This is a genomic window from Serratia sp. 201 (assembly GCF_037027545.1).
In the GTDB taxonomy this organism is placed as follows: Bacteria; Pseudomonadota; Gammaproteobacteria; order Enterobacterales; family Enterobacteriaceae; genus Serratia; species Serratia bockelmannii.
Map to the genome: position 1 here is coordinate 1,225,685 of NZ_JAXCHC010000001.1, position 12,408 is coordinate 1,238,092.

Genomic DNA, 12,408 nt, shown 5'->3' on the forward strand with positions numbered 1-12,408 from the left:
CCTGCGAGGGCAGACTGGGTACTGAAACGAAGGAAAAGACAATGCGATTGAACACTTGGAGCAAGGCGCTGTTGCCGCTGGTGGTGTTGGCCTGCGTCTCGGCGACTCAGGTTCGGGCGGCGGAGAGCGATACCGGGCCGATCCCCAAACAGCTGCTGGGCAACTGGCGCGTCAGTAAAATTGTGCCGACCCAGACCACCGGTTGCTGGGATCAACAGCAGGCGCAGAGCCTGATCGGCGGCAAAATCAGCTACAAAGCGGATGCATTCAGCTGGAACGGCACGGCGCTGAAAAGCGAAGGGGCCACCGTCAGCACCGTAGAAGCGCAGGAGTTTGTCGAGGACAATTCCGGCAGCAGCTCCTACATCGATTTCCCGATGCTGGGCATCAGCACGCCGTCGGTCGAACGCGTGGCCATTCAGCATGCGGATACCACTATCAAAGGCATTACCGATCAGGGCACCGATGGGGTGCCCGGCGATAACGTGCTGGTGAAAGACGCCAACACGCTGATCCTGTCGCTGTGCAACGTCTGGTTTGAGGCGGAGCGCGAGAAGTAATTTTTGCCTTCAGCCCCGGCAACGGGGCTTTCCCACCGCGTCGCCACCCGTCATACGCGCCATTTCTGAACTAAAATTAACCATAACGATATGACCGTAACGTGATATCGGAGCCTCGGCTCTACCGAGTCCATGACAGGAGGCGCTATGTGTTACCACCATATTGTCATCGCCACCGATCTGAGCGATGACGGCAAACGGCTGGTCGAAAAGGGGGCGCGGCTGGCGGAGGCGCTGCAGGCCAAACTCTCGCTGATCTATGTGGACGTCCACTACGACACCTACCATGCGGCGATCGGCTTTTCGGAGCGCAGCGATAACGGCGTGCCGTTCGAAGAGAAGATCCGCAAAGAGCTGGAACCCACTACGCAAAACGTCAATTACCCGATCGCGGAAGTGATTATCGGGCGCGGCGGCTTCGTTGACGAACTGCGCACGGCAGTCGTGGATAAGAACATCGATCTGCTGGTGTTCGGCCATCACCACGATCTGTGGAGCAACCTGTTTTCTTCCACCCGCAATGCCATCAACCAGCTGAATATCGACGTGCTGGTGATCCCGATCCGCTCATAAACGCGATCATGCCTCGTCCATTCACTCCGCGCTGCAGCGCGGAGTTTCTTTTGCAGCAAAAAATGCCTTACTCGGTTGCATAATACATAAGTGAATACTAATGTGTTTGTATGAACGAAAATGACATCTTCAAGGCGTTGGCCGATCCGACCCGCCGCGGCATCTTCGACAAACTTGCCGCCGGCAGCATGAACGCCAGCGCGCTGCGCGAAGGGCTGACCATCAGCCAGTCGGCGATGTCGCAACACCTGGCGGTGCTGCGCAATGCCGGGCTGGTGCGTGAGGCGAAGCAGGGGCGCTGCGTTAATTACCAGGTCGACCCGGACGGGCTGGCGCAGATCGCCCAGTGGCTGGCGAAGTACCGCGCCTATTGGCCGGCGCGCATCGACGCGCTGCAAATCTTGCTGAAGGATATGGATCAATGAATAAACGGGTTGAGCCGCCGCCGCGCGATCGGCTGGTATTGGAGTATGCGCTCGAGGCGCCGCCGGAAAAAGTGTGGCGGGCGCTCAGTATTCCCGAACTGCGCGAGCAGTGGCTGCCGCCGGGGGATCTGGCGCAGGCCGAGCCGTTGGCCACCACGCCGGGCGAAGCAGTGAGCTATCGCCTGCGCGACGACCAGCCGCCGTTTCTCGAAAGCGTCGTCACCCTGCAGATCGTGCCGGATGCCGGCGGCGGCAGCCTGTTGCGGGTGATCCACCGGCTCGACGCCGTCAACGACGGCCCGACGATGATGATGCGCGCCGCCTGACGCGTTAAACACATTTCTCTTTGTTGCCAACCCAGGAGTTCACCGATGCGTGAGAAGATGATGCTCGTCCCGATGGTGGTGGAGCAGACCAGCCGGGGAGAACGTTCCTTTGATATTTATTCGCGCCTGCTGCGTGACCGGATCGTGTTCCTTAACGGTGAGGTCAATGACGACGTGGCCGAAATGCTGTGTGCCCAGTTGCTGTTTCTGGAGGCGGAAAACCCGGAAAAACCGATCCACCTGTACATCAACTCGCCGGGTGGGGCGATCACCAGCGGGCTGGCGATATACGACACCATGCAGTATATCCGCGCGCCGGTGCATACGCTGTGCATGGGCACCGCGCGTTCGATGGGCTCATTCCTGCTGATGGCCGGCGAACCGGGGCACCGCATGGCTCTGCCCAACGCCAGCCTGCACGTGCACCAGCCGCTGGGCGGCTTTCAGGGGCAGGCGTCCGACATCTTGATCCACGCCGAAGAAATGAAGCGCACCAAAGTGCGGGTGATCCGGCTGTATGCCCAACATTGCGGCCTGAGCGAAGAGGAGGTGGAGCGGGTGTTGGATCGCGATCGCTTTATGACCGCCGACGAAGCGGCGGCCTGGGGATTGATCGATCGGGTATTGCGGGAAAGGTAAACATTGGTGGCCGATTATTGATTCCTGTCGGCCTTTCCTCAGGATATCCGCAGTCGTGTTAATGAAATAAATAATAAAAATGAGCATATCTTATTTGGCGTTATTTAATATTTAACTTGCTTGCTAACTATCTATTTGATTAGTTACCCCTCTGCCAAGCCACGCTATTCATCTTTATCGTGACTGATGAACAGCGTGGCAGGTTTCTTCTTTGTATATTTTTACCTATGTTTTTCTTTGTATTTATAACGTCGGTGTATGTATTTTTATTTTTCAGCATCAGTTCCGACCACAAATTTTGGAAAATAATCTTGCCATTGGCTTGTCTATACAACTATATCTATGGCTGAGAAATGACAAAGCTAGACTTTCCGCCATTATGTCATCGTTCTGATATCAGTGACGTCTGGCGGCGGTTATCAGCCGTTCAGACATTTTCAGGTCATTCTCATACGGCGTCGTTTTCGGAATAATGTAATTGGAAATGGCTTGAAACTAGTCTGGGTGCGGCATGTTATGACACACATTTTAAAGAAGGCTGTGCGGAGCCCGATTTTTCTAAACTCGAGCCTTGGCGAACAATGTGTTAATTGTGATGGGAATTCATAATGAAAAAGACAAGGCAGTTTCGCGGTTGGTACATGGTCGGTGCCGTTCATCTTTTGCTGGCGGTTATTTTTGGCGCTGCTTACTCATTCGGGGCATTTTTTACTGCATTACAGGCGAATTTTGACGCGGGGAGTTTTTCTACCGCCTCAATATTCTCGTTGACGGCGTTAATTTACTACATCGTAGGCGTATTTTCCGGTGCCTGGAGCGATCGTACTTCGGTAAGGACGGTAACCGGCATCGGTATTTTACTGCTTTCTCTGGGCTTTTTGGGCAGTAGCCTGCTGGCGTCGACACTGACGGCGTTTTTGTTCACGTTTTGCCTGTTGGTTGGGGGCGGCGTCGGGTTGGTTTACGTGCCGGCTGTTTCAACCATTCAACGCTGGTTCGTCGTTCATCGAAGTTCGGCTTCCGGCTTAGCGCTGGCCGGCACCGGTTTGGGAACGCTGGTGGGGCCGATGGTGGCTGGTGGGTTGATGCAGCATTTGTCCTGGCAAAGTACCCTACAAGTTTACGCCGCCGCTATCGCTGTGCTGGGGTTATCTGCCGCTTTCGTCTTGCGAGGCAGGCCAGAGGACGTGGGAGAATATCCCGATGGGCTTGGTCCCGTTGAGGTGACATTAATACTGGGTTCCGCGTTTAACGGGGGCGTTACGTTGCGAGATGCGGCGAGACAGGCTCAGTTTTGGTGGTTTTTTATCGCGATATTTTTCGGCTCTATCGGACTGTTCCTGGCGTTGGTTCATATTAATCCTTATGCACAACAACAGGGGCTAAATGCAACGCAGGCCAATCTGCTCATCGGTTTGATCGGCATGGGCAATATCGGCGGCCGCCTAGTTTTGGGGCGGATAGGCGACCGTATGGGCGCGCGGCGTTTTTTGGTTATCGTTACGTTGAGTTTGGCCCTGTTATGCGGCTTTTGGAGTGTGGCGCACAGCTTTACCGCGCTGGCGATTTTCGCGCTGTTATTCGGCGCGGCCAACGGCGGCTGTATTGCGCTGTATCCGGCAGTGGCCAGTACATGGTTCGGCACTGCTAATCTGGGCGCCATTCTGGGGGCGTTGTATCTCGCCGTGGGGATCGCCGCCGTTGGCGGGGGCAGCGCCGCCGGTTGGCTGTATGACCTGTATCAGAGTTACACGTTGTCTATTGCGTTGGCCGGCATTGCGGCAGTGTTATCCGCCGGGAGTGTCGCCTTGGCCGCCACCTACGGGACGCTTCATGACCGCCGACGAAGCGGCGGCCTGGGGCTTGATCGATAAGGTGCCACGAGCGCGGTGAACGGCTCAACTATGCTCGGTCGCTCGTTGCGTTTGCCAAACCCATTCAAGCCCGCATTCGACCATCGCGAAATAGAGGCTGAAGTAGCGCTCCGCCATGATAAAGAACGAGCTGTTGAGTTCGATCACCACGTTATTGGTGGTGGTCAGCAGGCCGGATTTTTCCGCCGCCTGCAGAATGCGATTCACGTGCGCGCGTGAGACGGAGCACGACTTGGCGATTTTCGCCGAGGAGAGCAGCAGAAAGGGGGAGTCCTGCCGGATGCTTTCGATATGCAGCATCAGCAGCACCATGTGGCCGGCGTCCTTGCTGATAAACAGTCCGGATTGCGGCACCAGATCGATCAGGTAGATCTCCTTGAGCATCAGCTGCCCGTAGGCGGCGAAAAAGGTGGGCAGAAAGTCGGGCGCCGCCAGCAGCGTCGCGATGGGCATCTGTGGCGCCAGCGCCTGATAGGGCAACGCCATTGAGGCGATCAGCGCCTGGGTTTCCGCCAGCGCGTGCGGCGTAGGTTTATAGCGCAGCTGGCGTTTGTCATGTTCGCAGGGTTTGACCTCCAGTCTACGGCCGACCCGCAAAAAAAACAGAAAGGAGTCCAGGGAGTTCTCGCTGATCAAATTTTTCCCTTTAAAAAAGGCTTTGATGTCTTTCAGCCCGGCGGCGGGCTGGTGGTAATAAATGGACAGGATAGTGGAGCAAATGATGAACCGGCTGTTCCTGAAGATGATTTTATAAAACAGCGGATGTTTCTTGTAGGTCTCTTTTAATAACTCCCCGTGTTTGACGATGGCGGCGTGAAATGCCGGTGTTTGCCTGATGATGTTGGCCTGTTTCTCCAGGTGAAACTGTAGCTGGAATCTGCTTAGACTCATTTTCCCTATTTCCTGTACTTAAAAAAATGTGCTGCTTTTTATCGTTATGGGTTTGCTGTGTATGACTTGACGATCTGTTGGCCTTGGTCGTTGATGAGGGTGGCCTGAACGGTGATCTGAGAGGGGAGCCCCGACGCCGCAACGCCGTCGAGGTGATAATCCCGCGTGCTGAATGGCGCGGTCATCATGTCGCTTTCTTGCCGCACCGGGGCATCGCGCCTGTCGGTTTGCACGGCGATGCGAGCGAAGGAGAGATAAAACGCCGACCGGTTGTGACAGCGCAGCAGATAGCCACGCGGTGATTTTTGCAGCGTGAACGAAGCGGCCTCGGCCGCGTTGTCGGCGTTACCCTTCAGCGCTTTGGGGCGGTAGAAGATTTTCATCTGCGTGTTCATCGCCATCGTCACGCGCGACGCCTGCGGCGGCGTGATCGGCCGGCTGGGCGGGATCTCATACAGGTTAAGCCAGAACACCGACTCCCTGTCGGTGGGCAGGCTCGCGCCGGCAAACAGGATCCGCAGCCCTTTCAGCGCGGAAGGCGGCAGGGCGAATACGCTGGGCAGGGTGACAAACGGCGCACGGGACAGTTCGGGGGCGGCGTTGACGTCGCCGTTATCGACCCAGGTTTGCGCTACGATCGGATAGCCGTTGGTGTTGAGCAGCATCAGGGTTTTTTCCGTCTCGCCCTCGTGAAAGATCACCCGCGTGGCGGAGGCGATGATACCCGCCTGCGCGCCCATGGTCGCCAGCGTCAGCAACAGGGCGCATCCCATCGTCAGATATTTCTTTCTCATCATTGCACCTTAACCCAGACGTAGGCCCTGGCGTCCACTTTGCCCGCGGTGACGGTCTGCCCGGGCAGCCGGGCGAGCGTGGCAGTGAGTTGGGTGGTGTAGTGGGTAAACCCCGCCGCGGTGCTGCCCCCGCCGCTGGCGCCGTTAAGCACTGGGTACCAGCCGGCGTCATTACCTTGCGGGCATTGCCCGGCGCTGCAGCGCGCCCAGCCGACGAAGTTCATCGGCGCGCCGTTGCCGGCGTTGGCGAGCGCGATACCCACGCCGGTGGCGACGCTGCTGTCGGTGCCGTAGCCGCTGGAGAGCAGGTAACTTACGCCGCCGTTGGCGCTGACTAACCCGAGCCGCTGCGCCGCGACATAGCTTTCATACGGCACCTGCAGGCCGAGGGCGGTATTGTTGCTGCTGACGCCGGACACGGCGGCGTTGTCACATTCGATATTGAGGGTGAACTGCGCCTGTGAGGTTTGCCCGGCGGTCAGCTGGCTGACGGAGAGGGTCGGCAGGATCACCAGCGGCGTGACGTTGCGCGCCACGCAGGTGGCGGTATAGGTCAATGAGGAGATCGGTGCGGTGCCCATGCCCATCGCGTTCCAGCGCCCGGTGCCCCAGGTGGCGTAGTTGGTGGCGGAGTCGCTGCCGATAGGATCCGAGGCGATGCCGGGCCCCTGAAAGGTGACATAGCCGTTCGGCTGCGTGCAGGTATAGTTCGAATTGCCGGTGGTCGATGCCATGCCCACTAGCGGGTTGCCGGCGCTGTAGCCACAGTAGTTGCTGGCGCCCGCACCCGGCAGCGAACTGATGCGGATCAGGTCGGCACGGATGGCGCTGAAGTCTTTCACCCGGATCTGAATTTTGCTGCCGACGGTGGCGTAGCGGGTAATCGGCGCCGACTGCCAGTAGCGGGTAAAAACCTTGCCGGAATCCAGGTGGGTCAGACGGATGCCGACATAGGGGAAATAGGTGGCGTAGTAGTTGGGGTTGCCGTCCTGGGCCCCAAGATCGTAATAGCCGCCGACGCGATCGTCGCCGTTGGTGGCGAAGACTTCATAGATCTGCCCCGCATCGCCGGCGTCGCACTCATACAGCACCTTGTTTGGATCCGGATAGCGCGTGCCGGAGGTCAGATCGAACACGCTGGTGCCGAGCGGCGTACCGACGGGCTGCAGGTAAGTGCTGGTCAGATTGACCCGGCCCAGCGCCGTGCCCACCCCGCAGGGATCGCAACCGGAATCGATCCAGGGGGCGACTCGGGTGCATTGGGCCAGCGCGGCGGGCGCGCCGAACAGCGACAGAGCAAGCAGCGCCAGGGCGGCGATCGGGTAAGCAATACGTTTCATCGTCTCTCCTGAGAATACGTTTAATGGGCTAGCGACATGGGGCGCTGAGCCGCTGAATCGGGCCGTCTTCCCCGGCGGGCAAGCGGTAATGCAGCGTGCACTGCTGGCTGGGCGCGTCGCCCCAGTTCAGCGTCAGCACACCGGCATTCCGGTCGCTGCGCAGATACACCTGATTGGCCTGGCCGACCATGCCCACGCTGTTGCCTGCCGTGTCAAGGACGTTGGCGCCCATCGGGATCGGTGCGTTATCGGGCCGCTGCGCGGTGATCAGCAGCGCCTGGCCGCGCACGGTGTTGAAGTGCAGGCGCACCGTGGCGCCTGCGTACGGGGCGACGCGGCGCTGGCCGTCTTCCAGTTCCGCTTTGTCGTTCATGCCCTCGGGGTTCAGCGCGACGGTGTTGTAGTGATAGGGCACCAGCGACGGCGCCAGGGCGTAGCCGAAGCGATCGACGCGCGCGCCCTGGCCGTCCATCACCCGTGCGCCGCTGGCGCCGGGCGCATCGATCAGGGCGAAGGTATCGCCGACATACGGCCCTAATGTCACGCCGCCGCGGTGCGTCACCACGGCGCCCTGCAGCGACAGTGAGCCTTGTCGGTACTGGCGCGCGGTGGAGAACGAGCCGGTGACGTTGGCGTAAGGCAGGCGGGTTTGCAGGTTGCCGCCCCAGATGCTTTGTTGGCGATCGTCGTCGGTGGTGAAGTTCAGGCCGTAGCTGACCGGCTGCTCGTCGCCGACGCTGCCCGACAGCGCAGCCTGATAGTTGCCGCCCTGACCCTGGCTGTGGTTGGCCAGCAGCGAGACGCTGGGGGCGGATGACGAACGCCCGAGCGGGAAGCTCAGCGACAGGGCGGTGACGGTTTGCGTGTTCTGCGCCAGCGGCGCGCTGTAGACGTTATCCAACGGCCCGTAGCCGCGATAGTCGCCGTTGCTGTAGCCCAGGCTGCGGGTGCGGGTGACGGAGAGGTTAAGCGCCACGCCGTTGCCGAAGGTTTTCCCCCAGCCCAGCTGGAGCTGATTGTCGCGGCCGCGCTGATCGCGGTAGTCCTGGGTCGAGCCGGACATCGTCAAGCTGCCGAATGCCCCCATGCCCTGATTGACGGCCACCTCGAAACGCGAACGCTGGCGGTAGGAGTCGGACTGCCAGCGTTGGCCGGTGACGGCGGCGCGCCGCACGCCGAGCACGTCGCTGAGATCGCGGAAGCCTTCGGTGGAGTAACGGTAGCCGGCGATGGATAAGGTGGTGTCCGTCGGGCTGAAGGTTCGGCTGTAAGAGAGGTGCAGCATCCAGCCGGAGGCACCGCCGTCCGGCAGGCTGGCGTGGGAATAGGTGGTGTCCATGCCGAAGGCGCCCAGCCAGCTGCTGTACACGCCGCCCAGCATCATCGCCTGGTAGCCGTCCGCCAGCTGGTTGCCGAGGTTGAAGGTCAGGGCGTTGGTCAGGCCGTGCTGCCAGGTCACTTCGCTGAACAGATCGTTGTCGCCGACGTAGCGGGAACGGCCGACGATCGCGGAGTAGCGCGACTGGCCGGGGCGGATGGATTCCGGCACCGCGGCGAACGGCACGGTGAAGGTGCTGACGCTGCCGTCGGCTTCCGTCACCACCACGGTGAGATCGCCGGCGTAGTTGGTGGCGTACAGATCGTTGATGGCGAACGGCCCCGGCGCGACGGTGGTTTCATACAGCGTGCTTTTGCCCTGCAGCACCGTCACGCGCGCGTTGCTTTTCGCCACGCCGCGCACCACCGGCGCATAGCCGCGCTGTGAATCCGGCAGCATGCGATCGTCCGAGCTGAGCTGAATGCCGCGAAAGCCCAGGCCGGAGAAGAAGTGCCCGTCGGTAAACCCTTCGCCCAGCAGCATTTCGCTGCGCCAGGGCAAAATTGCGCGCTGCACGTAGCGGCGGCTGGTGTCCAGATGGCCGCCGAACTCCCGATCGTAGCGGTAGCTGGACTGCTGGCGGTAGCGCCATAGCCCGAGGTTGAACCCGCCGTTCAGGTTGGCGTAGGTCGAGTCGAGATCGCGGGTTTGCCCCTGTCGGTAGCTGACGTGGTACTGGTTGAGGTTGTAATTGACGAAGGCCATCGATTCGCCGCTGTCCAGGCTGGCGGGATTGACGCTGCCGCGCGGCTGGCCGTTCAACAGCGCCTGCGGAATGCCCAGATCCAGCCGCAGCCGCGAGATATCGGCGTTCACCGTAATGTCCTTCAAATCCCGGCCGGGTAGCAGGCATGCTGTTTGGGGTATCGGCGGATTTTTCAGCCCGAAGCGCGTCAGCTGCGGCCGATCGAAACAGGGCAGTACCTGCTTGCCTTCACGCACGAAGCGAATTTGATCGCGCTCGAGAAACTGGCCGTTGAGGTACAGATCGATCTGATAGCTGCCGGGGGCGACGGCGTCCTGTTGGTTGAATTGACTCAGGGCGCTGTTGCTTAGCACGCTGCCGCGTAGCAGCGCGGGATCGAAGGTGTAGCCATCGGCGGCGGCGCAGCCCAGCGGCAGCGCCAGCAGCGCGCAATACCAGCGTGCGGGCAGCGGCGTCGCCTTGCGAGCATCGAACATGAAAACCTCCCTGTCTGGTTTCAGCGCGCGACGTTCAGGGTGCGTGTGATTTCCACCCCATAGTCATTGATGACGCGCAGTGCGACCTGCCGCACCTCCCCGTTCACCGGCCAGCTGGCCTGCGAAAACGGCGGGATCAGATCCGCCTGCGGGATCACGGTGCGTTTCGCGCCGCTGAGGATCGCGGCCTGGCTGACGTTGGCGTAGTAGCCGGTCGGGTTGTCGACGTGCAGCGCGTTGCCGGCCTGGCGCAGGCTGAGCCGATCGATAACGTGGTTGGCGTCACCGGCCAGCCCGGCGGGGCGATAGAACACCTTCAGCCGATTGGTGACCACCAGCAGCAGTTTGTTCTTGTCGCTGTCCGTCTGGCGCACCGCGGGCACCTGCAGGAAGTTGAGGTAGAACAGCGATTCGCGATCGCGCGGCAGCGGTTGGCCGACGAACGACAGCCGCACCATCTGCCCGCTGTGCGGATTCATGCGGAAGATTTGCGGCGAGGCGACAAAGGGCGCATCGGCGTTTTCCGGCGTGGATTTGGGGTTATTGATGTCGAGCCAGATTTGCATCAGCGCCGGGGTGCCGTCGTCGTTGGTGAACTGCAGCGTTTTTTCCCGTGCCTCGGCGGGGTAGATCACGCGGTTGCCGAGCAGCGTCACGCTGGCCGACGCGTGGGTAGCGGCAAAACTTATCAGGCAAAGCGACAGGGCGGCCCATCGGCGGGCGGAGCGGGTTATCTGCGGCATAAACGTGAACCGATAAAGGGAGCGAGTCATTCAGCGCCGCCCGGCGAAGGGCGGCGCTGGCATCAACAGGTATGGCGCCTGACGCCGGCTTATTTGTAGCTAATGGCGAACTGTGCGGTGGCGATCACCGAACCGGCCGCCACGCCGGTGTCTTCCGCGTAGTAGCGGGCCACCAGGTTCTGCGAGGTGGAGGTGGCGTCTTTCGCCAGCGTCATCGCAGAGGTAGTGACGGTCGAACCGCTGGCGAACGACAGCGGCGTGGTGGCGTCGCTGTCCAGCAGTTGAATGGACACTTTGGCCGCATCGCCCGCGTTGCCCAGGTTGCCGTTAACTGTCGGGTTGTTGCCCGCCAGCACGGTTTTGATCGCCGTATCGCTGGTTGCCGCCGCACAGCCCGTGACGTTAACGGTAAAGGTGGTGTCGCCGGCGGTGGCGCCTTTGGTGGCGAGCTGGCTGGCGGCGACGGTCGGCAGCAGAACAACCGGGTTGGATTGATTGCCGTTAATATTCACCGAGCAGGTTTGCGTGCTGACTTCGCCTTTAAATTGCACCGTATTGGACGAAGCGGCCGCACAGGCGCCGGAGAGAGCCAGCATGGATAATGCGACTAATTTAACATTCATGTGAAATGCCCTTTAATTTACTTTGGAGAAAAGCTTTCCTGGCAGTAATAAATTACTGTCGTACGGTTGTTGGTTAATCATGTTGCGCAATTGTTTTTTAAACGCGTCGGCAAACATGGATTTTCATCCTAGCAAACTAAGAATTTTCCCTATAGATGTTTTGAATAAGACAATAAGGCGAGGGTGTTGATTGTTACATTTTCTTTCATTTATGCTTATGTCCTGAGAAATAGAAAATAGATCTATATCATTACGTTGCGTTTTTATTGAGTTGTCAGTTTTTGTGAATGAAATAATTTGAAACATTCATGCCTTTTTTGCGTATTAATCAATGCACTGGCTGTTGCGTGATTATTTGAAAAACATGTTATCAAGATGTTTTATATCGGTGTGCTTTGCAGGCGAATTACCCCAAAAAAGAGCAGCGACAAGCCGCCTGAGGTGTGGAAGCATGTTTTCATGCTGATAAGGAGAATTAAAGTGAGAGTGATTTATATCGACGGTTCGTCGTTGTGCCGGTTAGGTATGAAAACTTTATTGGGCGGTGGGGTGATAACCTTATCCTCTCCCAATATTAATATTATTAAAAATATAAGCCCGGCGCCTGATTTAATTATCATGGATTTTCCCCATGAAATTTATCGGTTCGAAGCCTATTTGACGTTTATTCACCTTTGCCGCGCTGAATATAAAAATGTCCGGATATTGTTCTTCGTCGATAAGACTTCGCCGCTGATCCTGGCATTTATCGCGGCGGCGCAGCCGGATGCGATTTTGCACAAACGGGAAGCGTTGCAGGTGGTGCGGGAGACCTGCGCGGCGCTGAGCCGCCGGGAAAAGGCGGGCGAACGGCGCGCGCTGAACAGGCATCAGGCGGCGGCGATCACGCCCGGCGAGGCGGCGGTGCTGTGTGAAACGGCCCGTACGGAAGATATCCGCCTGACCGCGCGGCGACTGAATTTGCACCCGAAAACCGTTTATTCGCACCTCAACAATGCCGGCAAGAAGTTCGGCATCCGCAATCGGGTGGAATTGCTGAAAATGATTGCGCTGCTGTAGA

13 protein-coding genes are annotated in these 12,408 nt (G+C 59.1%); 7 read left to right on the plus strand and 6 right to left on the minus strand.

Annotation, left to right across the window (positions count from 1 at the left end; all coding sequences use genetic code 11):
- Nucleotides 1-41: 41 nt before the first annotated feature.
- From WA302_RS06340 to WA302_RS06365, 6 genes are all read left to right on the plus strand, one after another.
- Nucleotides 42-560, plus strand: a complete 519-nt coding sequence (locus tag WA302_RS06340) for a hypothetical protein (RefSeq protein ID WP_193402509.1) — start codon at nucleotides 42-44, stop codon at nucleotides 558-560.
- 147 nt (nucleotides 561-707) lie between these two features.
- Nucleotides 708-1,133 carry a universal stress protein gene (locus tag WA302_RS06345; RefSeq protein ID WP_025302472.1) on the plus strand — a complete coding sequence of 142 codons (426 nt, stop codon included), beginning with the start codon at nucleotides 708-710 and terminating at the stop codon, nucleotides 1,131-1,133.
- A 110-nt stretch (nucleotides 1,134-1,243) separates the two neighbouring features.
- A complete protein-coding gene (locus tag WA302_RS06350) occupies nucleotides 1,244-1,558 on the plus strand; it encodes an ArsR/SmtB family transcription factor (RefSeq protein ID WP_261456302.1) in 315 nt (104 codons plus the stop codon).
- Nucleotides 1,555-1,884 carry an SRPBCC family protein gene (locus WA302_RS06355; protein WP_025302474.1) on the plus strand — a complete coding sequence of 110 codons (330 nt, stop codon included), beginning with the start codon at nucleotides 1,555-1,557 and terminating at the stop codon, nucleotides 1,882-1,884. Before WA302_RS06350 ends, WA302_RS06355 begins: the two co-directional genes overlap by 4 nt.
- A 45-nt stretch (nucleotides 1,885-1,929) precedes the next feature.
- On the plus strand, nucleotides 1,930-2,523 hold the full coding sequence (locus WA302_RS06360) for an ATP-dependent Clp protease proteolytic subunit (RefSeq protein WP_043141566.1): 594 nt from the start codon (nucleotides 1,930-1,932) through the stop codon (nucleotides 2,521-2,523).
- A gap of 608 nt (nucleotides 2,524-3,131) precedes the next feature.
- A complete protein-coding gene (locus WA302_RS06365; protein WP_197826547.1) occupies nucleotides 3,132-4,397 on the plus strand; it encodes an MFS transporter in 1,266 nt (421 codons plus the stop codon).
- A 24-nt stretch (nucleotides 4,398-4,421) separates the two neighbouring features.
- Here the strand turns inward: WA302_RS06365 and WA302_RS06370 are convergent, their stop codons facing one another.
- Genes WA302_RS06370 through WA302_RS06395 form a run of 6 tightly spaced genes read right to left on the minus strand, consistent with a single transcriptional unit; the run spans nucleotide 4,422 to nucleotide 11,348 of the window.
- Nucleotides 4,422-5,288 carry a hypothetical protein gene (locus WA302_RS06370; protein ID WP_089180793.1) on the minus strand — a complete coding sequence of 289 codons (867 nt, stop codon included), beginning with the start codon at nucleotides 5,286-5,288 and terminating at the stop codon, nucleotides 4,422-4,424.
- Between the two features lie 44 nt (nucleotides 5,289-5,332).
- Nucleotides 5,333-6,085, minus strand: coding sequence for a fimbrial biogenesis chaperone (locus WA302_RS06375; protein ID WP_233492609.1), 753 nt, complete (start codon nucleotides 6,083-6,085; stop codon nucleotides 5,333-5,335).
- Nucleotides 6,082-7,422 carry a fimbrial protein gene (locus WA302_RS06380; protein ID WP_142590490.1) on the minus strand — a complete coding sequence of 447 codons (1,341 nt, stop codon included), beginning with the start codon at nucleotides 7,420-7,422 and terminating at the stop codon, nucleotides 6,082-6,084. The genes WA302_RS06375 and WA302_RS06380 overlap by 4 nt, the downstream gene beginning before the upstream one ends.
- A 28-nt stretch (nucleotides 7,423-7,450) precedes the next feature.
- Complete coding sequence (locus WA302_RS06385) at nucleotides 7,451-9,982, minus strand: fimbria/pilus outer membrane usher protein (protein ID WP_261456303.1); 2,532 nt, start codon at nucleotides 9,980-9,982, stop codon at nucleotides 7,451-7,453.
- A 20-nt stretch (nucleotides 9,983-10,002) separates the two neighbouring features.
- Nucleotides 10,003-10,755, minus strand: coding sequence for a fimbrial biogenesis chaperone (locus tag WA302_RS06390; RefSeq protein WP_225735568.1), 753 nt, complete (start codon nucleotides 10,753-10,755; stop codon nucleotides 10,003-10,005).
- A gap of 59 nt (nucleotides 10,756-10,814) precedes the next feature.
- Nucleotides 10,815-11,348, minus strand: a complete 534-nt coding sequence (locus WA302_RS06395; protein WP_043141548.1) for a fimbrial protein — start codon at nucleotides 11,346-11,348, stop codon at nucleotides 10,815-10,817.
- Nucleotides 11,349-11,723: 375 nt separating this feature from the next.
- Between WA302_RS06395 and WA302_RS06400 the strand changes: the two genes are divergently transcribed.
- A complete protein-coding gene (locus WA302_RS06400; RefSeq protein WP_230203365.1) occupies nucleotides 11,724-12,407 on the plus strand; it encodes a helix-turn-helix transcriptional regulator in 684 nt (227 codons plus the stop codon).
- The last annotated feature ends 1 nt before the right edge of the window (nucleotide 12,408 follow it).

Excerpts from the sequence above, each read along its gene's own strand:
- WA302_RS06360 (WP_043141566.1), top strand. The coding sequence starts at position 1,930 with ATGCGTGAGAAGATGATGCTCGTCCCGATGGTGGTGGAGCAGACCAGC.
- WA302_RS06350 (WP_261456302.1), top strand. The coding sequence starts at position 1,244 with ATGAACGAAAATGACATCTTCAAGGCGTTGGCCGATCCGACCCGCCGC.
- WA302_RS06390 (WP_225735568.1), bottom strand. The coding sequence starts at position 10,755 with ATGACTCGCTCCCTTTATCGGTTCACGTTTATGCCGCAGATAACCCGC.
- WA302_RS06395 (WP_043141548.1), bottom strand. The coding sequence starts at position 11,348 with ATGAATGTTAAATTAGTCGCATTATCCATGCTGGCTCTCTCCGGCGCC.
- WA302_RS06340 (WP_193402509.1), top strand. The coding sequence starts at position 42 with ATGCGATTGAACACTTGGAGCAAGGCGCTGTTGCCGCTGGTGGTGTTG.
- WA302_RS06385 (WP_261456303.1), bottom strand. The coding sequence starts at position 9,982 with ATGTTCGATGCTCGCAAGGCGACGCCGCTGCCCGCACGCTGGTATTGC.
- WA302_RS06400 (WP_230203365.1), top strand. The coding sequence starts at position 11,724 with ATGTTTTATATCGGTGTGCTTTGCAGGCGAATTACCCCAAAAAAGAGC.
- WA302_RS06370 (WP_089180793.1), bottom strand. The coding sequence starts at position 5,288 with ATGAGTCTAAGCAGATTCCAGCTACAGTTTCACCTGGAGAAACAGGCC.
- WA302_RS06355 (WP_025302474.1), top strand. The coding sequence starts at position 1,555 with ATGAATAAACGGGTTGAGCCGCCGCCGCGCGATCGGCTGGTATTGGAG.
- WA302_RS06345 (WP_025302472.1), top strand. The coding sequence starts at position 708 with ATGTGTTACCACCATATTGTCATCGCCACCGATCTGAGCGATGACGGC.
- WA302_RS06375 (WP_233492609.1), bottom strand. The coding sequence starts at position 6,085 with ATGATGAGAAAGAAATATCTGACGATGGGATGCGCCCTGTTGCTGACG.
- WA302_RS06380 (WP_142590490.1), bottom strand. The coding sequence starts at position 7,422 with ATGAAACGTATTGCTTACCCGATCGCCGCCCTGGCGCTGCTTGCTCTG.
- WA302_RS06365 (WP_197826547.1), top strand. The coding sequence starts at position 3,132 with ATGAAAAAGACAAGGCAGTTTCGCGGTTGGTACATGGTCGGTGCCGTT.